17 protein-coding genes and 1 tRNA gene are annotated in these 19,978 nt (G+C 67.7%); 10 read left to right on the top strand and 8 right to left on the bottom strand.

Annotated elements, in window-relative coordinates; genetic code table 11:
- Positions 1-14 precede the first annotated feature (14 nt).
- The 4 genes from SLG_RS03615 (at position 15) to SLG_RS03630 (ending at position 2,555) form a co-directional block, all read left to right on the top strand.
- Complete coding sequence (locus SLG_RS03615) at positions 15-563, top strand: TspO/MBR family protein (protein ID WP_014075062.1); 549 nt, start codon at positions 15-17, stop codon at positions 561-563.
- A gap of 37 nt (positions 564-600) precedes the next feature.
- A complete protein-coding gene (locus SLG_RS03620) occupies positions 601-906 on the top strand; it encodes an accessory factor UbiK family protein (RefSeq protein ID WP_014075063.1) in 306 nt (101 codons plus the stop codon).
- A 316-nt stretch (positions 907-1,222) separates the two neighbouring features.
- Positions 1,223-1,729 (top strand): YbjN domain-containing protein, encoded by a 507-nt coding sequence (locus SLG_RS03625; protein ID WP_014075064.1) that lies wholly within the window; start codon positions 1,223-1,225, stop codon positions 1,727-1,729.
- A complete protein-coding gene (locus tag SLG_RS03630) occupies positions 1,716-2,555 on the top strand; it encodes a pyrroline-5-carboxylate reductase family protein (RefSeq protein WP_014075065.1) in 840 nt (279 codons plus the stop codon). Before SLG_RS03625 ends, SLG_RS03630 begins: the two co-directional genes overlap by 14 nt.
- A 3-nt stretch (positions 2,556-2,558) precedes the next feature.
- Here the strand turns inward: SLG_RS03630 and SLG_RS03635 are convergent, their stop codons facing one another.
- The 3 genes from SLG_RS03635 to SLG_RS03645 all read right to left on the bottom strand — a co-directional run bounded on the left by SLG_RS03635 (position 2,559) and on the right by SLG_RS03645 (position 5,182).
- Entirely contained in the window at positions 2,559-3,944 is a 1,386-nt protein-coding gene (locus SLG_RS03635; protein WP_014075066.1) for a hypothetical protein, read from the bottom strand.
- Positions 3,941-4,579 carry an ATP-binding cassette domain-containing protein gene (locus SLG_RS03640; RefSeq protein ID WP_148276480.1) on the bottom strand — a complete coding sequence of 213 codons (639 nt, stop codon included), beginning with the start codon at positions 4,577-4,579 and terminating at the stop codon, positions 3,941-3,943. Before SLG_RS03640 ends, SLG_RS03635 begins: the two co-directional genes overlap by 4 nt.
- A gap of 102 nt (positions 4,580-4,681) precedes the next feature.
- On the bottom strand, positions 4,682-5,182 hold the full coding sequence (locus tag SLG_RS03645; protein WP_014075068.1) for a MarR family winged helix-turn-helix transcriptional regulator: 501 nt from the start codon (positions 5,180-5,182) through the stop codon (positions 4,682-4,684).
- A gap of 118 nt (positions 5,183-5,300) precedes the next feature.
- On the opposite strand from SLG_RS03645, the gene SLG_RS03650 reads away from it, so the two are divergent.
- Positions 5,301-5,375 (top strand) — tRNA-Gln (locus tag SLG_RS03650).
- 16 nt (positions 5,376-5,391) lie between these two features.
- Here SLG_RS03650 and SLG_RS03655 read toward each other — a convergent pair.
- Both SLG_RS03655 and SLG_RS03660 read right to left on the bottom strand, forming a co-directional pair.
- Positions 5,392-6,738, bottom strand: a complete 1,347-nt coding sequence (locus SLG_RS03655) for an MFS transporter (RefSeq protein WP_014075069.1) — start codon at positions 6,736-6,738, stop codon at positions 5,392-5,394.
- 46 nt (positions 6,739-6,784) lie between these two features.
- On the bottom strand, positions 6,785-7,942 hold the full coding sequence (locus tag SLG_RS03660) for a TetR/AcrR family transcriptional regulator (protein ID WP_158512670.1): 1,158 nt from the start codon (positions 7,940-7,942) through the stop codon (positions 6,785-6,787).
- 208 nt (positions 7,943-8,150) lie between these two features.
- Between SLG_RS03660 and SLG_RS03665 the strand changes: the two genes are divergently transcribed.
- Positions 8,151-10,715: a TonB-dependent receptor gene (locus tag SLG_RS03665; RefSeq protein ID WP_014075071.1), complete on the top strand. Its 2,565-nt coding sequence runs from the start codon at positions 8,151-8,153 to the stop codon at positions 10,713-10,715.
- A gap of 14 nt (positions 10,716-10,729) precedes the next feature.
- A complete protein-coding gene (locus SLG_RS03670) occupies positions 10,730-11,794 on the top strand; it encodes a tyrosine-protein phosphatase (RefSeq protein WP_014075072.1) in 1,065 nt (354 codons plus the stop codon).
- A gap of 77 nt (positions 11,795-11,871) precedes the next feature.
- Here SLG_RS03670 and SLG_RS03675 read toward each other — a convergent pair whose 3' ends face one another.
- Positions 11,872-12,960, bottom strand: coding sequence for an ATP-binding protein (locus SLG_RS03675; RefSeq protein ID WP_014075073.1), 1,089 nt, complete (start codon positions 12,958-12,960; stop codon positions 11,872-11,874).
- Complete coding sequence (locus SLG_RS03680) at positions 12,957-13,658, bottom strand: response regulator transcription factor (RefSeq protein WP_041391707.1); 702 nt, start codon at positions 13,656-13,658, stop codon at positions 12,957-12,959. Before SLG_RS03680 ends, SLG_RS03675 begins: the two co-directional genes overlap by 4 nt.
- 143 nt (positions 13,659-13,801) lie before the next feature.
- On the opposite strand from SLG_RS03680, the gene SLG_RS03685 reads away from it, so the two are divergent.
- Genes SLG_RS03685 through SLG_RS03695 form a run of 3 tightly spaced genes read left to right on the top strand, consistent with a single transcriptional unit; the run spans position 13,802 to position 19,524 of the window.
- Positions 13,802-14,950 (top strand): efflux RND transporter periplasmic adaptor subunit, encoded by a 1,149-nt coding sequence (locus tag SLG_RS03685; RefSeq protein ID WP_014075075.1) that lies wholly within the window; start codon positions 13,802-13,804, stop codon positions 14,948-14,950.
- A 9-nt stretch (positions 14,951-14,959) separates the two neighbouring features.
- Positions 14,960-18,091: an efflux RND transporter permease subunit gene (locus SLG_RS03690; RefSeq protein WP_014075076.1), complete on the top strand. Its 3,132-nt coding sequence runs from the start codon at positions 14,960-14,962 to the stop codon at positions 18,089-18,091.
- 2 nt (positions 18,092-18,093) lie between these two features.
- Positions 18,094-19,524 carry an efflux transporter outer membrane subunit gene (locus tag SLG_RS03695; RefSeq protein WP_014075077.1) on the top strand — a complete coding sequence of 477 codons (1,431 nt, stop codon included), beginning with the start codon at positions 18,094-18,096 and terminating at the stop codon, positions 19,522-19,524.
- Between the two features lie 36 nt (positions 19,525-19,560).
- On the opposite strand, the gene SLG_RS03700 is transcribed toward SLG_RS03695, so the two are convergent.
- Positions 19,561-19,923 (bottom strand): UBP-type zinc finger domain-containing protein, encoded by a 363-nt coding sequence (locus SLG_RS03700; protein WP_014075078.1) that lies wholly within the window; start codon positions 19,921-19,923, stop codon positions 19,561-19,563.
- Positions 19,924-19,978 lie beyond the last annotated feature (55 nt).

Here is a 19,978-nt window from a genome sequence, read left to right on the forward strand (position 1 = left end):
TTCGAGGCGCACGCGTGAACGAAATAGCCTCGCGAGGACAGCTTCGCCTTTCCTATCTCCGCTGGGCACTGGTCACTGTGCCCACCATCATGTTCCTGGGCGTGGTCTCGGGCTATGTCTCCGGCAGCGGCTACGGCAATCGCTGGTTCGCCGCGCTGGACAAGCCGGACGTCACGCCGCCGGGCTGGGTATTCGGCACCGTCTGGCCACTGCTCTACCTGCTGATGGGCCTCGCGCTGGCGATGGTGCTCCATGCGCGCGGCGCGCGGGGGCGGGGCATCGCGATCACATTGTTCCTCGTCCAGCTCGCCTGCAATCTCGCCTGGTCGCCGCTGTTCTTCGGCGCGCACGAAGCGACGCTGGCCTTCTATCTCATCCTCGTGATCCTCGCGCTGGCGGTGGTCACGACGCTGCTGTTCGGCCGCGTGCGGACGCTGGCGGCCTGGCTGATGGTGCCTTATCTCGTCTGGCTATCCTTCGCGAGCATACTCGCCTACCAGATCGACCGCGCAAATCCTGACGCGGAAAGCCTTGTGCCGCCCGGTGTGCGTACCCAAATCTGACGATATGCCGCCACGGGGGCGGAAAGGAATTCGAACGATGCAGAGCGAGAACCGTTTTTTCGACGACCTCTCAAGGATCATCAACGGCGCCGCGGGCACGGTCGCGGGCATGACTCGCGAGTTTGAAGGCAATGCCCGCGAGCGCGCGCGCGAATGGATCGGCGGGCTGGATTTCGTCAGCCGCGAGGAATTCGATGCCGTGAAGCAGATGGCCGCCGAGGCGCGCGAGCAGGTCGCGCAGCTCGAGGCCCGGCTGGCTGCGCTCGAGGGCAAGGCGCCGGCCGCGTCTGCCGCTGCATCGGAAGCCAAGCCGCGCACCCGCGCCGCCCGGAAGCCGGACTGAGCGCCGGCTGCGTCTCGGCGCAGACCTATCTTTGGCCTGCCCTGCCGAAGCGCGGGGCAGGCGCATGCTTGTCCGTTGAAAGCGCGCCGGATCGGCTGTGGCGCGTCGGCGTGCCGCCCGAGGGACGAGAGCGTTTCGTCCCCGCCTTATCCGCCGCTTATCCACAGCTTATCCACCATTTGGCGCACATTGGCGGCCTTAGATGGCAGTGCCGGTGCCCCCGGCGCTTTGCGCTCCAGCGGCGCCATGCTAGATATGGCGTGACAAGGGCGGACTGCGGCCCGACCCAACAGATACGGATTTGCGATATTTTGAGATGATGGACCGGGACGGATTTACCATCGGCGAGCAGGAAGCCGAACCGATCGACATGCTCGCTGCCTATTTCGAAGCGCATGAATGGGCCTTCGAGCATGTCGGCGAGGACGAGATCGTGGCGCGCCACCGCGGGAGCTGGACCGAATATGAGGTCCGGGCGATCTGGCGGGACGACGACATGGTGCTCCAGCTGCTCGTCCTGCCCGACATCCGCGTGGCGGACGACAAGCGCATCGCCATCTGCGAGACCATCGCGCTCATCAACGAGCAGCTCTGGCTCGGCCATTTCGAACTCTGGTCGGCCAGCAGCACCCTGCTGTTCCGCCATGGGGCGCTGCTGGGGCCGAGCGGATCGCTCACGCTCGACCAGGCGCAATTGCTGGTGGAAAGCGCGATCGACGAGTGCGAGCGCTTCTACCCCGTGTTCCAGTTCGTGCTGTGGGGCGGCAAGACGCCGCTCGAAGCGATGGCTGCAAGCATGATCGAGACGCATGGCGAAGCCTGACGCGGACGCCGGCTGGCCGGCGCGACTTCTGCTCATCGGTTGCGGGAACATGGCGGGCGCCATGCTGGCCCGCTGGCTGGAGCTTGGCCTGCCTGCCGAGCGCGTGACGGTTGTCCGCCCGAGCGGCCGGCCCGTCGCGCCGGGCGTGACCGTCGTCACCCAGGTCGAAGGGCCATTGGAGCCCGGCACGGTGGTGATGCTGGCCTTCAAGCCGCAGCAGCTCGGCGCGGTCGCGCCCGGGCTTGCCGGATCGATCGGCGCGGAGACCGTGCTCCTCTCCATCCTCGCGGGGGTCCCCGTCGCGCGGTTGCGCAGCGCTTTTCCGCAGGCAGGCGCGATCCTGCGCTGCATGCCCAATCTGCCGGTGCGCATCGGCAAAGGCGTCTCCACGCTCTATGGCGAGCCCGGGATGCCGGACGGCGTGCGGGCGCAGGCCGATGCCCTGTGCCGTGCGCTGGGGCTGGTGGAATGGCTGGAGGACGAAGCGCTGTTCGACACGGCGACCGCGCTGGCCGGTTGTGGTCCCGCTTTCGTCTACCGGTTCATCGACGCGCTGAGCGCGGCCGGCGCGGAGCTCGGCCTCGCCCCCGACATGGCGGCGCGCATGGCGCTCGCGACGATGGAAGGTGCCGCGCTGAGTGCCGCATCGAGTGACGTGACGCCGGCCGCGATGGCCGATGCGGTGGCCAGCAAGGGCGGCATGACGCGGGAAGGGCTGAACGTGCTGGACGAGGAGGACGGGCTTGCCCCGCTCATCGCCCGCACCGTGCGCGCGGCGCGCGATCGCGGCGCGGCGCTGGCGGCGGCATCGCAGCAGGCGGACTGAGCCTCAGGCCGAGAAATAAGCGTACCAGGCGACGAGCAGTACGAGGCGTGGCGCGAAGGGACCGCCGCTGAGCATCGCCAGCCCGAGCGCCCCGGTCGAGGCCGCCGCCCCGGTGCCGAGCGCGAGCAGCAGCGGATCGGGCGAGAGGCGCACCAGTGCGGCAGGCAGTGCCATCAACAGCGCCCAGAGCGTGCCCGCCGCAAGAAAGGCAGCGCGGCGCGCGGCCGGCGGGAGGGATGTCGTGCGCGTCAGCATGAGCAATCCGCGCGCCTCGCACCGGCCCGCATGGGCACTCAGCGCGAAGGCGAGCAGCAGCAAAGCGGCGACGCTGCCGCCGCGCCGATAATCGCCGGCCAGCCCGATGGCGGTGGCGGCGCTCGCCAGCAGCAGGAAGACCCGGCCCGTGCCGATGAGCCTGAGCTCGCTCCACAGCAGGCCGGCGAACGGCCGGCGCGCGGGCAGCGCGGGCGGCGCTGCCGGATCGGCGCGAGGCGGCGGGCCGGCCGAAAGCAGACGGGCAAGGCGGCCCTGCATCGGCGCGCGCCGGCCGGCACGGTGCGGCCGATAAGCGAGCCCCGAGAGGATCACCAGGAGAATGGCGATGCCGATCCACGCCATGCGCGAGGCGACATAGCCGGGCGCGCCCAGCGCCTTCGCCACGTCCAGCACGACGCGCCCGGGCTCGACCTCCACCCCGCCGATCGCGAAATCGCTCGCGCCGCCCGGCGCCCCGGCGACCAGCGGCCGGTAATAGCCGGCGAAATCGAGCAGATTGCTGCTGAAGGAGGACGCGCTGCCCTGCATCATGGCGGGCATGGCGATGGACGTCAGCCACAGCAGAACGAACAGCAGATCGCCCGCCCCGCCGCGCAGCCAGGGCCGCGCGCTCAGCCAGGAGCGCAAGGCGGCAAGGCCGATGAGCGAGGGCGCCGCGATGATCCACAGGCTATAGCTCATGCCCGGCAGATCGAGCGGGCCTTGCGCAAGCAGCCAGCAGAGGAACCAGCCCGCCAGCGTGAGTGCGGCGAGCGCGGCGAGGAGGACCGCTGCATCGGCAACGAAACGCCCCAGCATGATCGCGATGCGGGAGGCCGCGGTCACCTCCTCCACTTGCCAGGGCTGGCGGCGCGTGACGTTTGCGCGCAGATAGGCATAAGCCACCGGCAGCAGCAGCGTGGAGACCACGATGCCCAGCCACAGGCCAAGCACCGGCGCGGTGAGCAGGGGCAGCCGATTGTCGATGGCGATGTGCACGCCGCCGCTCTCGTCCCCGATCATGAAGCGCGCGCCAACCGGTGCGACGAGCAGCAGCAGCCACAAGCCCCAGCTGCGGCGATAGCGCAGCAGGCCCGCGCGGGCGGCCGAGCGGACCACGCCGGCCGCGCTCATGACGCGGCGGTCATCTTGCCCGCCTCGACCCGCAGCACCTGCACGGCCTGCGGCGCCAGCGCATCGGCCAGATGCGTCGTCATGATGACGCAAGCCTCCTGCGCGCGCTCGAGAATGAGCAGGCCGACATGATGCGCCGTCTCCGCGTCCAGCTCGGCCGTCGGCTCGTCGAGCACCAGCAGGCGCGGTGCGCCCAGCAGCGCCTGCGCGAAGACCAGCCGCCGGCGCATCCCGCCGGAATAAGTGGCGATCCGCCCGTTGATGTCCGCATGAAGACCGATGCGATCGGTGATGGCGCCGAACTGCGCATCAGCGGCGCGCAGATCGAGCCCCTTGAGCGCCGCCATGTGCATGGCGAACTCGCGGCCGGTGAGTTCCTCGGGCAGGTCGACGGCCTGGGGCGCATAGCCCAGCGTGCGGCGCAGCGCCGCGCGGGCGCGGGGAAGCGGCACGCCTTCCCATCCGATCACCCCGCCATCGGGCTTTTCCACCGTGGCGATGAGGCGCAGCAACGTGGACTTGCCCGCCCCGCTCGGCCCGACGAGCAGCGAGAGGCCGACCGGGAAATGCGCGGACACGCCAGCCAGCACCACCTTGCGGCGATAGGATCGGGACAATCGGGTGACCGTCAGCATCATCGTGTACTATACCAATAACACAGTTCGTGCAATCATTGCAGGTGGCGGGCGCGGGACGCACGCGCGGTTCATTCAGGCCGTATTCCTGGCCCCGAGCGGCTAGGCGCCGATCTGGAGCCCCGCGACCATCCGCTGATGATCGGCATCGAGCAGGTTTTCGAGCACGCGCCAGAAGCCGGTCACGGAGCCCTGGCCGGCGGCGGAATAAGCCGCAGCGACTCGCTCGCGCATGGCATCGAACAGGGCCCTTTCGATCGCCTCGCCGCTCGCGGTGAGACGCAGCAGCCGCTGGCGCCGATCCCGCAGGCCGGGCGCCATCTCCACGAAGCCGCGCTCGGCGAGCTCGTCCAGCACGCGCCCGAGCGACTGCTTGGTGACCCCGAGCAGGCGGATCAGCGCGGAGACGCTGAGATCGGGCCGGCGGGCAATGAAATAAAGCGCCCGCTGGTGCGCCCGGCCGAGCCCGTGGGTCGCCAGCACCGGCTCCATCACCTCCGCCAGCGCGGCATGGCCGAACTGCAGCAATTCGATGCCGCGCCGGATCTCCTCCTCGCGCAGGAAGAGGGGGGAGGCAGCGGGACTGGAACCGGGCAACGTCATGACCGCCTCCTAGCCCATCGGGCGCCGGGCGCAAATCCGCTCGCGCGACGGACACGGCCGCTTGGCTTTTGCCCCCAGCGCGCTATATGACGCCGCTCTCGGCGCGATGCCGCGATGCTGGGGCGTAGCCAAGCGGTAAGGCAGCGGTTTTTGGTACCGCCATGCGGAGGTTCGAATCCTCCCGCCCCAGCCAAACTTCCAGATTTCGTTCAGCCCGGGACGATCGCGACATCCGGACCGGCGCGTTCGACCTGTCCCCGGCCGCGCAGGATGCGTATCGCCACCACGGCACCGATCATGACCGGTGCGCAATGCAGCAGGCGGATCGCTACGAGGCGCAGATCGTCCCACGCTTCGCCCGAAACCAGAGCAAGCCCCCACATCACGCCGCCGCTGCCCAGGCCCATCGCGATCTTCAGGGCAATGCTGCTCACGCCATAATAGCTCCCGGCCACGGTCGTGCCGTCCGCATCCTTGTCCGACAGATCGGCTACCATCGCGCGCAGCAACATGAAGTCCACACCCCAGCCAAGGCCCTTCAGCACCAGGATGCCGGCGAGCATCAGCGGCGCGCCCGGGGGCAGGGCCAGCAGCATCGCGACGCAGACGGCCTGCCAGCCATAAGAGATCATGAGGACGTTGCGCCGCCCGATCCGGGCACTGAGGCGACTCCAGACCGGCAGCGCGACCAGCGCCACAACGGGCTGGATGAGCAGGAGCGAGGCGCCCCACCGCTCCAGCGACAAGGCATCCTCCACGAGGTAAAGAAAGCTGCTCGCCGCGGCGGCATCCCCGATGCCCGTGACCATGTAAAGCATCAGCAGCGCGCGCATCGCGGGATCGCGGAGCATCGCGAGGAAGAGGTGTCCCGGATGCCGGGGAGCTTGCGCGACCGGCGTGGCGCGCTCCTGGAACAGGAGAATGACGCACAGCACCGTCAGGGGCGCGAGAAGCGCGATCGTCCAGCCGACCAGCGCCATTTCCGCGCGCAGCGATATGCCGAAGCCGCGCTCCAGAACCGCCAGAATGCCCAGCATGGCGAGGGACCCGAGCACGCCGAACCACACCTTGGCGCCCATGATGCGCGTGCGCTGGTGCCTGTCCCGCGAAAGCTCCAGTCCCCAGCCGCCATGAGGGGTGATGATGAACGAATAGCCGATGTGAAGCAGCAGGCTCGCGATGACGATCGTCCCGAACGCCGAGCCATCCGGGGCGAGGAACAGTGGCAGCGCACCGAGCGGCACGAGGATGGCGCCGAGCGCCATCCACGGCTTGCGCCGGCCGAAGCGCGTCGGCCGCATGTCGCTCAGCCAGCCCAGCAGTGGGTCCGCCACCGCGTCGAGCAGCCTGGCGCCCAGCATCAGCGCACCGACGAGACCCAGCGCGATGCCGACATCGAGGTTGAGGAACCGGGGAAGATAAGCGCGCCAGGCCATCTCGATCGCCTGGAACAGCAGCACCGGCAAGGTGAAGGCCGCCAGATGGAGACGGCTGATGCGCACGTCCGCCAAAGGCGGTGCGGCGGCAGTCGCCTGCGAGTCTGGGCTGGCTTGCATGCCCCGCCGTTAGGTTGCGGCGATGACATTGCTGTGACCGCGCGTGTCAGAGCAGGGAGACCATGCTCTCGATCGCCTGCCGGATGCGCGGGCGCGCATCCGTCGGCGCGTCATCGGCATGCATGCGCGGCAGCGAAGACAGGAAGCTGGACAGCAGGGCAGCCTCCAGATGGCTCGGCTCGGCACGATCGGGCCGGAGCATCGCCAGCAGCGACCCCGAGGTCATGCCGCGCAGGTAGCGCAGCTGCAGGCCAAAGGGCCGCAGGGCCGGATCGCGCGCAACGGCGAGGTGCAGCGCGTGAACGCCCTGACCGCGCAGGGACTGGCTCATGAAGTCCGCCAGACCATCGAGTGTCGCGTCCGCCGTCGCCGGGCTGATCGTCGAGGTGTGCTCGCGCAGGCGAGTCACCGCGGTGAGATAGACAGCCTCGTAACCGGCCTGAAGCAGGTCCGTCTTGGTGCGCAGCTTGTGCGAAACAACGCCGAGCGTGAGGTCGGTCCGCTCGGCGACGGCGCGGTGCGTCACGCCGGACGGGCCAGCCTCCTCGATCAGGGCGGCGGTGGCAGCGGCGATGCGGCTGGTCGTGCCGTCGTGGCTCGGCATCACGGGCGCCGCCCGCAGCGCCTCGGTGCGGGCGAAGTCGCGCCAGGGGGCCGGCGGCACCGGCTCGCCGCTCATCCAGGCACTGACGCCCCGCGCGAACTCGTCAAGTCCGGCCCGGTCAACGGCCCTGTGCCAACCGATCATGTGGACGAAGGACTCATTCTCGAACAGGTGCTCGGCAAGCCAGGCGCGATCCCCGAGGCCAAATCGGTCGCAAGCTTCCTGCCAGAAGGCAGCCCACAGCTGACGCCAGCCGAGTCGCATCTGCATGCCGGGCTCGCCCTCAATGCGCAGCATCTGTCCTTCCCGCCATGCGAAGGCGAGTCGCCGCTGCTGGTGCACCCAATCGTCGATGGTCGCCGCGAAGAAGGGGGCGAAGGCCCGGGCATCCGCGGAGAAGCCGGCCAGCTGGTCGAGCCGCGTCTCGCACCAGTCGCGCGCGCAGGCTTGCGCCTGTTCCTGAGCCAGAACCAACAACTGTTCCAGAGAGCCGAAGTGATGATAGATGGACGACACCGGAACGGCGGCATTGGCAGACACCTGACGGGCGGAAACCACCTCATTCCCGCCGCTCTCCCAGACGTCGATAACGGCGTTCAACAGCCTGTTATCTGAGGATAATTCTGTTGTTTTCATTGTCGCTATCCAAGCATTTCCCGGCGTGCAGCATAGCCATGTCCTCCCCAAGTGACGAGAGCGTTTCCGCAGGGCACGATCGTTCCATCATCTTCGACAACTGTCACATAGCTTACATACAAGCGTTCTAGGCGCCGCGGCAAGCCAGACCAGATCCACCAGGGAGCCGACCATGACCTTGCCTAGCGCCTTGCTTTTGCGCACGACCGCGATTTGCGGCGTGCTCCTGTTGACCCAGCCATATGCTGCCCTGGCGCAGCAGACGGTCGCGCCGGAAGACGGCGCCGAAGAAGCCGACGAAATCGTCATCACCGGCTCCATCCTCTCGGCGCAGCAGGACTCGATCGCCCTGAAGCGCAATGCGCCGAACCTCTCGGACGTCGCGGCATCGGACGCGGTGGGCCGCTTCCCCGACCAGAATGCCGCCGCAGCCTTGTCCCGCCTGCCCGCCGTCGCCGTGCAGCGCGACCAGGGACAGGAACGCTACATCCAGGTGCGCGGCGCGCCCAATCGCTGGACGTCCGTCAGCATCGACGGCATTCCGATGGTCGGCGTGGACGAGGGCGGTGACACGCGCGCTTTCCGCTTCGATGCCATTCCCGCAGTGCTGCTCTCGCAGATGGTCATCAACAAGTCGCTGACCAGCGACCTGCAGGCCGACGCGGTGGTCGCGACCATTGACCTGCGCACCTATTCGCCGATGGATCGCAAGGGACTGCACGTCTCGGGCGATCTCGGCTATGGCCAGATGAGCCTGGGCGGTGGCGAGCAGCGCCAGGGCTCGCTGCGCCTCTCCTGGTCGAACGACAATTTCGGCGTCGTGATCGGCGGCTCGCATTATCGCCGCAAGCAGCTGACCGACAATCGCGAGGTGGGCGCGTATGACGCGAAGGGCCCGACCGAGTTCGATATCCGCCAATATGAGATCGAGCGCTGGAACAACGGCCTGTTCGGCGGCGTGGAGTTCGATCCGGGCAATGGCCTGCGCCTCTACGCCAAGGCGATCTTCTCCGAATTCAACGACAATGAGCAGCGCAATCAGTACGAGTTCCGCCTCGACCGCGCGACCGGCGGCACGCGCACGCAGGACAGCGGTTCGCTGACCGGCGTGCCGTTGCGCGGCAGCTTCAACTTCGGCGAATATCGCAACCGCAACTATATCGGTACGATCGGCGGAGACTATGACACGGGCGACGGCCTCACCGCCTCGCTCAAGCTGAACTACACGAAGACCGAGAACACGAGCTACCTGCCTCTCGTCCAGGCCTCGACCAGCGGCGCCAACAATCTCTCGCTGAGCTACGACAACAGCAACCCCAATTTCCCGATCGTGACGATCAACGGCACGTTCAATCAGGCCAGCATGACGAGCGCCGGCGCCTACATGATCGCGGCGCGGCAAAAAACGGTGTCGGACAGCTACACCGCCAAGCTCGACGTCGCGAAGGAAATGGGTGACCTCACCCTGTCCGCCGGCGCGCTCTATGCAGACCGCGACATCGACGGGACGCTCTTTTCGACCTCCAATCTGGCGATGATCGGCGCGCAGGGCGCAGCTGTCGGCCAGCCCTTCGATATCAACAGCTACGTCACCAACCGGCCGTGGGACACCGGCTTCCCCCTCGGCGTGACGTTCAATTATATGGACAATGTCGCCATGCGCCGCGACATCGACACGCTGCTGGTGCGGATGCAGGCGGCCGGCCTTTACAACCCCGCGCTCGATACGCCCGCGAGCGATCGCTACGCCCAGCGCGAGAAGACGCTGGCCGGCTATGTCATGGGCAAGGTGGAAAGCGGCGCGCTGACCGCCGTGGGCGGCATCCGTGTGGAGCGGTACAGCATGGACAATCGCGGCACCGTGATCGCGGGCGGCGTCGCCACACCGCTCAGCTACGACCGGACGAAGACGGACATCTTCCCCAGCCTGAACCTCAAATATGCCGCCACCGACAATCTGGTGCTGCGCCTGGCGGGCCAGCGCGGCGTATCCCGCCCCGCTTATGGCGCGATCCGCGTCGGCGCCTCGATCAACGACACGAACAGTCCCGGCACGATCGGCGGCGGCAATCCCATGCTGCGTCCCGAATATACCTGGGGTGCGGACGCCAGCATCGAATATTATCTGCCCGGCAACGGCATGATCTCGGTCGCCGCCTTCCATCGCTGGGTCGACAATGTGCTTTACCAGAGCCAGGCGGTCGTCGGCACGGACTTCTATAATTTCGGTGGTGTCGATCGCTCCGGCTACCTGCTGAGCGGCACTTACAATGGCGAGAGCGGCAAGCTCTACGGCGTCGAGTTCAATCTGCTCAAGCAGTTCGACTTCCTGCCCGGCGCGCTCGACGGCCTGGGCTTCCAGGGTAACGTCACTCTGCTCGACGGCAGCTTCGATACGCCGACGGAGAAGGACATCGCCTTCCAGGGCATGTCCAAGACCATCGCCAATGCCTCGATCTTCTACGAGAAATATGGCATCTCGGCGCGCGTGAGCTATCAGTGGCGCTCACACTGGCTGGACACGCTCGGCGGCCTGGGCAGTGGCGAATATCGCCAGGGTTATGAAAATCTCGACGTGTCGCTGCGCTACGCGCTCACCGACAATCTGACGCTGTTCGCCGATCTCGCGAACCTCACGGACGAAACCTACATCGCCTATCAGGGCACGCCCGCCACGCCGACCGAGGTCGAGCAGATCGGTGCGCGCTACCTGTTCGGCGTCCGCTTCAGCTTTTGACGGGAGCCAGACCCATGCGCATCACTCACATCACCTTTTTTGCGGCCCTCGCCGCATCGACCGCCTGTCCCGCCCTCGCGCGGGAGGCAGCCACTGTCACGCGCATCGATGCCCAGAGCGTGACGCTCGACCGGGGCGAAACCGCCCCGGCCGCGATCTGGATCAGCAAGGACGGGACAATCGACGCGTCCGACCAGAAGGTCGATGCGGCGACCATCAAGGCCGCGGGCAAGGACGGCGGGATCAGGCTCGCCATTCCGGCCAGCGAGCGCCGCTATGTGCTCCTTGATGATGGCAAGGGACGCGTCACGGTCGTCGCCGAACGCGTGCTGCCGACCGAGCAGGGCAGCAACTTCCGCGACATCGGTGGCTATGTCACCAAGGACGGGCACATCGTCCGCTGGGGCAAGGCCTTCCGCTCCGGCGCCATGCCGATGCTGACGAAGGCCGACTACAGCCTTATCGACCAGCTCGGGCTCAACGCCGTGGTGGACCTGCGTTCGCTCGAGGAGCGCGAGGTGGCGCCCGATCAGGTTGACGATCGCACCGGTGCCCTGTTCGTCGCCAATGATTATTCGCTCAAGCCGCTGCTTGCCGCCTACGGAAAGGGCGATGGCGAGAATGCCTATCGCGGCATGGAGAAACTGCTGATCCCGCAGCTTCGCTCGCTCTATCGGCTTCTCGCCGCCGACGACGGCGCCGTTCTCTACCACTGCTCGGCAGGGCAGGACCGCACCGGCATGGCGACGGCGCTGCTCTATGACATGCTTGGCGTCGATCGCGAGACGATCCTGAAGGACTATCATGCCTCCACGGCGCTGCGCCGGCCGCAATGGGAAATGCCGGACGTCGACCCGGCCGACTATCCCAACAACCCGATCCTGCGTTTCTACATCGACAAGGACGGCAAGAAGCGCACGGTGGCCGAGCCGCTCTACACGCCGAGCGGCGCCTCGCATCTGGCGCAGTTCTTCACTTATATCGACACGCAATATGGCGGTTCGGAAGCCTTCATGAAGCAGGCGCTGCGTCTGGACGAAAGCGATATCGCCAAGCTGCGCAAGACCATGCTGGATTGAGTGATTTGGCCGATATGCTGCCCCGAACAGCGGCATATCGGCCGGGCTTCCCCGCCGTCGCCGCGATCCCCGGCCTGCTAGGCGGTTTCGGACGCCCGGCTGCGCCGGCGGATTTCCATGCAGAAGCAGGCGCCGCCGTTCAGGGGCTCATAGGTCGCCTCACCGCCATGCGCCCGGGCGATGACGCGCACGACCGAGAGACCGAGGCCGCTGCCTTTCGCGCTGCCGCCCTGCGCCATGTAGCGCCGGAATGGGTCGAAGGCGTGCCGCGCGAAATCCCCGTGCAGGCCGGGCCCCTGGTCCGCGACGCTGAGACGGACATGCTCTTCCCCGATCCGCAGCGCGACGTCGAGCCGTGCCGGGAGCGCATGGCGCCGGGCATTGTCCAGAAGGGCAAGGAGCGCCTGGCGGATGCGGGCGGTGTCGACTTCGCAGAACCCCCTGTCGAGGCTGGCGGAAATGGTGAAGCCGGCTGACTCGAGGGAGGGCTGCATGAGGCGGATGACGGCCTCGATCTCGTCCGCCAGTTCCACCGACTGAAACTGCATCTCCATCCGTCCGCCCTCGAGCAGGCTGACGGTGCGCAGGTCCTCGATCAGCCGCGCCAGCGCATCGACCTGCGCCACGAGCGAGCGGAACAGGGCCTCGTCCGGCTTGAACACGCCATCGGCCAGACCCTGCAGGCGGCCGCTCAGGATCGTGACGGGCGTGCGCAGCTCGTGCGCGATGGTCGCGTTCCAGCGCAGCAGGGCTTCCGAGGCGCGCGCCAGCTCATCGGCGAGATGGTTGAAATCCTCGACCAGCATCGTCGCCTCGATCGTGGCGCGATCGCCGGCTTCTGCCCGCGCCGTCAGGTCCCGCGCGACGATGCTGCGCGCGCTCTTCGCCACCGAGACGAGCGGCTTGACCACGCGTCGGGCAAGACGCGTCGCCATCGCCGCGGAAATACCGGCCGCGACGATGCACAGGGCCAGGATCACCAGCCATTCGACCCCGCGCGGCAGCCACTGGTCGTTGAGCGGGAACAGGAGGTCGGGCGCGAAGCGGATGACGACGCCGTAGAAGATATAAAGGCCGGCGATCGCGACCATGACGGAGGTCAGCGTGGCGATCACCGTGGAGAGGATGATCTCCCGGCCGAGGCCAGAGGAGGAGCGCTTTCTCACGACACGTCCGCCAGCCGGAACCCGACGCCCCGGACGTTATTGACGAGCCCCGGCGCGCCTGCTTCCTCGAGCTTGCGGCGCAGCTTGCTCAGATGCGTGTCGACGGTACGGTCGAGCGCCTCGCCCCCGGGGAGGCAGGCATCGACCAGCTCGCTGCGCGAGAAGGCCCGCCGCGGCGCCCGCGCCATATGGGACAGAATGCGGAACTCGGTGAGCGTCAGCGGCAGCGTCACGCGATCTGCATTCTCCTGCGCGACCACGCTCGCGAGATGACTGTCGAGATCGACCTCGACGGGCCCCACCCGCAATGTCTTGCCATTGCCGCCGCCCGAACGGCGCAGCACGGCCCGGGCGCGCACCGCGACTTCCATGGCATTGAACGGCTTCACCACATAATCGTCCGCACCGATCCGCAGGGCCTGCAGCTTGTCGATATCCTGATCCAGCGCCGTCAGCATGATGACCGGCGTGTCGCCCCGCCGCCGCAGTTCCGCGAGCACGGCCCATCCATCGAGGCGCGGCATCTGCACGTCGAGCATCACGAGATCGGGCTTGAGAGCGAGATGAAGCTCGAGGGCCGAACGCCCGTCGGCCGCCCGCACCGTGCGGAAGCCCTCGCGCTCCAGATAGGCGGCGATGACCTCGGCGATCTCGGGCTCGTCTTCGGCCACCAGGATGAGGGCATTGTCAGTATTCATGGTGGGCACGCTCTCCGTTGGCCGTATAATGCGCGACATACAGCCTGCGCGCTATGCATCTCCACACTCTCTCCACATTGTTTCGACAATTGTTCGACAAGGCGAGTGCAAGGCCGCAGCGACACGAAAGCCAGAGCAAAGCAATGATGATTTCCTCCCGCCCCGGGCGTTGCCACGCCCTGTTCGTCATTGCCTCTGCGCTGACGCTGTCCGCCTGCTCCGGAGACGCGCCGCCCCCTGCGCCTCCGCCGCCAGACGTGTCCGTCGTGCGGGTCTCCCCCACGCAGATGGCCGTGGCGGACGAACTGCCGGGCCGGGTCGTGGCGTTCCGCGTGGCCGAAATCCGGCCCCAGGTGAACGGCGTGATCCAGCGCCGGCTGTTCGAGCAGGGGACGGAAGTGCGGGCCGGGCAGCCCCTGTTCCAGATCAATCCCGCGCCTTTCCGTGCCGATGCCAACAGCGCCGCCGCCGCCGTGCAGCGCGCGCAGGCGGCGCTCGCGCGCGCCAGCCTGCAGGAAAAGCGCCTCGCCCCGCTGGTGAAGGCCGACGCGGTGAGCGGACAGGATTATGACGATGCCGTGGCCACCCGCGACCAGGCCGCCGCCGATCTCGCGGCGAGCCGGGCGGATCTGGCGCGCAGGCAGGTCGATCTCGGCTTCGCCACGGTGCGCTCGCCGATCAGTGGGCGCATCGACCAGGCGGTGTTCACCGAGGGCGCCCTTGCCAGCATGACCAGCGAGCAGCCGCTCGCCACCGTTCAACAGATTGACCGCGTCTATGTGGACGTGCGTCAGCCGGCCGCCCGCCTCGAAATGCTGCGCGAGGCGGCGCGTGCCGGTACTGCCGCCAAGGGCGCGCCAGTGGAAATCGTCTCCAGCGACGGACGCGCGCTGCCGGTCAAGGGCCGGCTGCTCTTCTCCGGCATCAGCGTGGACCCGAGCACTGGCGAAGTGATTGCCCGCGTCGAGGTGCCCAATGCCGACCGCGCGCTGCTGCCCGGCATGTTCGTGCGTGCCCGCCTGCCGCGCCTCGCCATTCCCGACGCCCTGACCGTGCCCGAACAGGCCGTGCAGCGCGACCCGACCGGAAAGGCGAGCGTCAGCGTCGTAGGCAAGGACGGCAAGGTCGCGCCCCGGCCGATCCAGACCGGCGACACGCGCGACGGCAAGATCATCGTGACCGGCGGCCTCAAGGCCGGCGAGACGATCATCGTCGAGGGGCAGGACCGCGTCCAGCCCGGCATGGTCGTGAAGCCGCAGCCCTGGCGCGCCACCGCGCCGGCGCAGCGCTGAGCCGCGCCGATGCCCCGTTTCTTCATCGACCGGCCCGTCTTCGCCTGGGTCATCGCGATCGTCATCGTGCTGATCGGCGTGATCTCGATCCCGCAATTGCCGATCGAGCGCTATCCGAGCATCGCGCCGCCGAGCATCCAGATCACCGCGACCTATCCGGGTGCCACGCCGCAGACGATGAACGACAGCGTCGTCAGCCTGATCGAGCGTGAACTCTCCAGCGTCAAGAAGCTGCTCTATTTCGAAAGCTCTGTCGACACGTCCGGGCAGGCGACGATCACCGCGACCTTCCAGCCCGGCACCGACCCCGAGCTGGCGCAGGTCGACGTGCAGAACCGCCTGAAGACCGCCGAGCCGCGCCTGCCGCAAGTGGTGCGCCAGCTCGGCATCGTGGTCGAAGCGGCCAATCCGAACTTCCTCCAGCTCGTCAACATCGAGTCCAAGAATGGCGACCTCGATGCGACCGCGCTGACCGACTATGCGGCGCGCTATGTGGTCGAGGACTTGAAGCGCGTGAACGGTGTGGGCCGCGTGCAGCTGTTCGGCTCCGAGCGGGCCATGCGCATCTGGGTGGACCCGGCCCGGCTTGCCGCCGTCAACCTCGCCATGAACGACGTGACGCAGGCGATCGGATCGCAGAACGCGCTCATCGCGCCGGGCGCGCTCGGCAGCGAGCCGACCGCGAGCGGCCAGCGCGTGACCGTGCCGCTGCTCATCGACGGGCAGCTCCAGACGCCCGAACAGTTCCAGCAGATCGTGCTGCGCGCCAATCCTGACGGATCGAGCGTCAAGCTCGGCGACGTGGCGCGCGTCGAACTCGGCTCGCAGGCCTTCTGGTTCAAGACGCGCTCCAACGGCAAGCCGGTGGCGCTGGTCGCGGTGCAGCTCGCGCCCGGGGCGAACGCCGTCGCCACCTCCGCCGCCGTCAGCGAGCGGATGGCGGAACTCGCCAAGGCGATGCCGCAGAACATCACCTATCGCATCCCGTTCGACACCGCGCCCTATGTGCGCATCTCGATCGAGAAGGTGGTAACCACGCTGATCGAGGCGATGGTGCTCGTCTTCCTCGTGATGTTCCTTTTCCTCCAGAAGTTCCGCTACACGCTGATCCCGGCGATCGTCGCGCCGATCGCGCTGCTCGGCACTTTCTCGATCATGCTGATCGCGGGCTTTTCCATTAACGTGCTGACCATGTTCGGCATGGTGCTGGCGATCGGCATCATTGTCGACGACGCCATCGTGGTCGTCGAGAATGTCGAGCGCATCATGGCCGAGGAAGGCCTGTCGCCCCTGGAGGCGACACGCAAGGCGATGACCGAGATCACCGGTGCGATCATCGGCATCACGCTGGTGCTGACCGCCGTCTTCATCCCGATGGCCTTCTCCTCGGGCTCGGTGGGCGCGATCTATCGCCAGTTCACCATCTCGATGGCGGTCTCCATCCTCTTCTCCGCCTTCCTTGCGCTCACGCTGACCCCGGCCCTTTGCGCGACTTTGCTCAAGCCCGTGCATGGCCATGAGGAGAAGCGCGGCTTCTTCGGCTGGTTCGACCGCAAGTTCGACGCGATGGCCAATGGCTACCAGAGCTGGGTGGCGAAGCTGCTCAAGCGGACGGGCCGGATGATGGCGGCGTTCGCGGTGGTGCTCGTGCTGCTCGGCGTGGGCTTCATGAGCGTGCCGTCCGCCTTCCTGCCCGAAGAGGACCAGGGCTATTATCTGACCCTGTTCCAGCTGCCGCCCGACTCCACCGCGGAGCGGACGCTCGAAGCGATCAATGTGCTGGAGAAGCACAGTGTCGGCCGCCAGGGCGTGGCGGATATCGAGGCTGTGCAGGGCTGGGGCTTCACCGGCGCGGGCTCGAACGTGGGCATCGCCTTCACGATCCTCAGCCCCTGGGGCGAGCGCGAGGGCGCGACGGCCGCCGGCGAGGTTGCCGCCGCCAATCAGGCGACATCCGTGGTGCGCGAAGGCATGATCATGAGCGTGATGCCGCCCTCCATCGACGGGCTCGGCACGACCAGCGGCTTCTCGCTGCGTCTCGAGGATCGGGCCGGGCATGGCAATGCGGCGCTGATGGCGGCGCAGTTCCAGCTGCTCGGCATGGCCGCGAAGAGCCCGGCGCTGGTTGGCGTCTATCCCGAAGGTCTGCCACCCGGCAGCGCCATCAAGCTGGAGATCGACCGGCAGAAGGCGCAGGCACTGGGCGTTCCCTTCGAATCCATCGCCGCCACGCTCGGCACGGCCATGGGCTCGACCTATGTGAACGACTTCCCCAGCAATGGCCGCATGCAGCAGGTGATCGTGCAGGCGGAAGCCTCCGCGCGCATGCATCTGGAAGACGTGCTCAAGCTCTATGTGCGCAACAGCGGCGGCCAGCCGGTGCCGCTCGCCGAAGTGGTGACGCCCAAATGGGAGCAGAGCCCGCTGCAGCTCGTGCGCTACAATGGCTATCCGGCCATGCGCATCTCCGGTGCGGCCGCGCCCGGCCATTCGAGCGGCGAGGCGATGGCCGAGATGGAACGGCTTGCAGCCCAATTGCCGCCCGGCTTCGCGGTCGAATGGAGCGGGCAGTCGCTGCAGGAGATCCTGGCGGGCGACGAGGCGCTGGTGCTGATGGCGCTTTCCATGCTGGTGGTCTTCCTGGTGCTGGCGGCTCTTTACGAGAGCTGGGCGATCCCGCTCTCGGTGATGCTGGTGGTGCCGCTCGGCCTCATTGGCGCGGTGGCGGCGGTGCTGCTGCGCGGCTTCCCCAACGACGTGTTCTTCAAGGTCGGCCTCATCACGCTGATCGGCCTCTCCGCCAAGAACGCGATCCTGATCGTGGAGTTCGCCAAGAGCGCGCGGGAGCAGGGCATGTCGACGATCGACGCGACGATCCACGCGGCGCGGCTCCGCCTGCGTCCGATCCTGATGACCAGCCTTGCCTTCACGCTCGGCGTGGTCCCGCTGATGATCGCGGGCGGTGCCAGCAAGGAGACGCAGCAGGCGATCGGCACCGGCGTGTTCGGCGGGATGATCAGCGCGACGGCGCTCGCGATCTTCTTCGTGCCCGTCTTCTTCGTCGTCGTCCTCGGGCTCGTCGAGCGGTTGCGGCGGCGGCGCAAGGCCGGCCCGGCTGCCGAACAGACAGTGGAGGGATGACCATGCGCAAGCTTTCGCTGATCGCCCTGCTCCTGACGGGCGCCTGCTCGATGAACCCGAAGCTGGAAGTGCCGGCGGCGCCCGTGGCGCAGACCTATCCGGATGCGCAGGCGGCGGAAGCGGCGAGCGCGGCAGGCATCGACTGGCCCAGCATGTTCGGCGATCCGCGCCTGCAGCGGATCATCGCGCTGGCGCTGGAGAATAATCGCGACCTGCGCATCGCGGCGCTCAACGTCGAGGCGGCGCGCTCCCAGTTCCGCGTGGCGCGCGGCGCGCAATTGCCGCAGGTCGATGCGACCGGGAGCTATACCCGCCAGCGCGTTCCGACTGCCGCCGCGACGGCCGGCATTGGCGGCGTTCCGGGCAATGGCGACACGCCGAGCGGCTTCGAGTTCGAGCAATATACGGCGAGCGCCGCGCTCACGAGCTTCGAGATCGATCTGTTCGGGCGGCTGCGCTCGCAGAGCCAGGCGGCATTCGAGCGCTATCTGGCGTCCGACGAGGGGCGGCGGGCTGCCCGCATCGCGCTGATCGGATCGGTGGTCGATGCCTATCTGGAGGAGCGGCTGGCGCAGGAGCAGCTTGCCCTCACCGAACGGACGCTGGCGGACTGGACGGCTTCGCTCGACATCACGCAAAAGCGCCATGCGGCGCGGCAGGCGAGCGGAATGGATCTGGCGCAGGCCGAGGGGCAAGTGCGTCAGGCGGAGGCCGATCAGGCGATGCGGACGCGCGCGCTCTCCCAGGCGCGCAATGCACTGCAACTGCTCGTGGGCGGACCGCTGCCGGATGACTTGCCGGCGCCCATGAGTCTCATGGACCAGCCGGTTCGCACGCAATTGCCCGCCGGCCTGCCGTCCGACCTGCTGCGCAACCGGCCCGACATCCGTCAGGCGGAGCATACGCTGATCGCCGCGAATGCCGATGTCGGCGCGGCGCGGGCGGCCTTCTTCCCGCGCCTTTCGCTGACCGCGATGTTCGGCTTCACCAGCCTGGCGTTCGACGGGCTGTTCGACAACGACAACCGCAACTGGTCCTTCTCCCCGCAAGTGACGCAGCCGATCTTCCGGGGCGGCAGCCTGCGCGGCGAATTGCGGCTGGCGGAAGTGCGCAAGTCGATCGCGGTCGCCGAATATGAGCGTGCCATCCAGGCGGCCTTCCGCGAGGTCGCGGACGGGCTTGCCGGTCGCGCCACCTTCGCCACCCAGTCGGAGGCGCAGCGCAAGGCAACGCAGGCCGCGGCGCGGCGCGTGGAGCTCTCGACGCTGCGCTATCGCGCGGGGCTCGACAGCCGCCTCGAACTGCTCGATGCCCAGCGCAGCGACTATGCGGCGCAGCAGGCGCTGCTCGACCTGCGGCGGCAGGAACTTTCCAGCGCGGCAGGCCTGTATCGCGCGCTCGGGGGCGGAGACGAAGAGCCTGAAGGGAACTGACCGGCCGGGCGGGATCGTCCGGGCCGGCGCCTGCGATCAGATCTTCGGCGACAGACCCTTCACGGCGGAGGCGATCAGAAGGCCGGAGGAATTGACGAATTTGGGGATGGGCCCGCGTTGCGGCGTCGTGTCTCCGCCGAAATCGATCTCCACCTCGTCGATATAACACCAGCCCCAGCCCTCGGGTGGATCATAGCCCTCGATGATCGGATGGCCCGTCGCGTGGAAATGCGCGGTCGCGTGGCGATTGGGGGAATCGTCGCAGCAGCCGACATGGCCGCAGGCGCGGCACAGGCGCAGATGCACCCACCAGCTGCCGCTGGCGAGGCACTCGGCACAGCCGAGGCTCTGCGGCGTGACGTCGTTGACGGTGGCGGCATGATCGCAACCTTCGGCCATGCTTTACTCCTTCGCGCTGTCCTCATCCTGACTTACCATGGCCTCATCGCGTCGC

Source organism: Sphingobium sp. SYK-6 (assembly GCF_000283515.1).
Lineage (GTDB): Bacteria > Pseudomonadota > Alphaproteobacteria > Sphingomonadales > Sphingomonadaceae > Sphingobium > Sphingobium lignivorans.

Bases quoted from the DNA above. Each gene is read 5' to 3' on its own strand.
- SLG_RS03620 (WP_014075063.1), top strand. From the start codon at position 601: ATGCAGAGCGAGAACCGTTTTTTCGACGACCTCTCAAGGATCATCAAC.
- SLG_RS03625 (WP_014075064.1), top strand. From the start codon at position 1,223: ATGATGGACCGGGACGGATTTACCATCGGCGAGCAGGAAGCCGAACCG.
- SLG_RS03630 (WP_014075065.1), top strand. From the start codon at position 1,716: ATGGCGAAGCCTGACGCGGACGCCGGCTGGCCGGCGCGACTTCTGCTC.
- SLG_RS03635 (WP_014075066.1), bottom strand. From the start codon at position 3,944: ATGAGCGCGGCCGGCGTGGTCCGCTCGGCCGCCCGCGCGGGCCTGCTG.
- SLG_RS03640 (WP_148276480.1), bottom strand. From the start codon at position 4,579: ATGCTGACGGTCACCCGATTGTCCCGATCCTATCGCCGCAAGGTGGTG.
- SLG_RS03645 (WP_014075068.1), bottom strand. From the start codon at position 5,182: ATGACGTTGCCCGGTTCCAGTCCCGCTGCCTCCCCCCTCTTCCTGCGC.
- SLG_RS03655 (WP_014075069.1), bottom strand. From the start codon at position 6,738: ATGCAAGCCAGCCCAGACTCGCAGGCGACTGCCGCCGCACCGCCTTTG.
- SLG_RS03665 (WP_014075071.1), top strand. From the start codon at position 8,151: ATGACCTTGCCTAGCGCCTTGCTTTTGCGCACGACCGCGATTTGCGGC.
- SLG_RS03670 (WP_014075072.1), top strand. From the start codon at position 10,730: ATGCGCATCACTCACATCACCTTTTTTGCGGCCCTCGCCGCATCGACC.
- SLG_RS03680 (WP_041391707.1), bottom strand. From the start codon at position 13,658: ATGAATACTGACAATGCCCTCATCCTGGTGGCCGAAGACGAGCCCGAG.
- SLG_RS03685 (WP_014075075.1), top strand. From the start codon at position 13,802: ATGATGATTTCCTCCCGCCCCGGGCGTTGCCACGCCCTGTTCGTCATT.
- SLG_RS03690 (WP_014075076.1), top strand. From the start codon at position 14,960: ATGCCCCGTTTCTTCATCGACCGGCCCGTCTTCGCCTGGGTCATCGCG.
- SLG_RS03695 (WP_014075077.1), top strand. From the start codon at position 18,094: ATGCGCAAGCTTTCGCTGATCGCCCTGCTCCTGACGGGCGCCTGCTCG.
- SLG_RS03700 (WP_014075078.1), bottom strand. From the start codon at position 19,923: ATGGCCGAAGGTTGCGATCATGCCGCCACCGTCAACGACGTCACGCCG.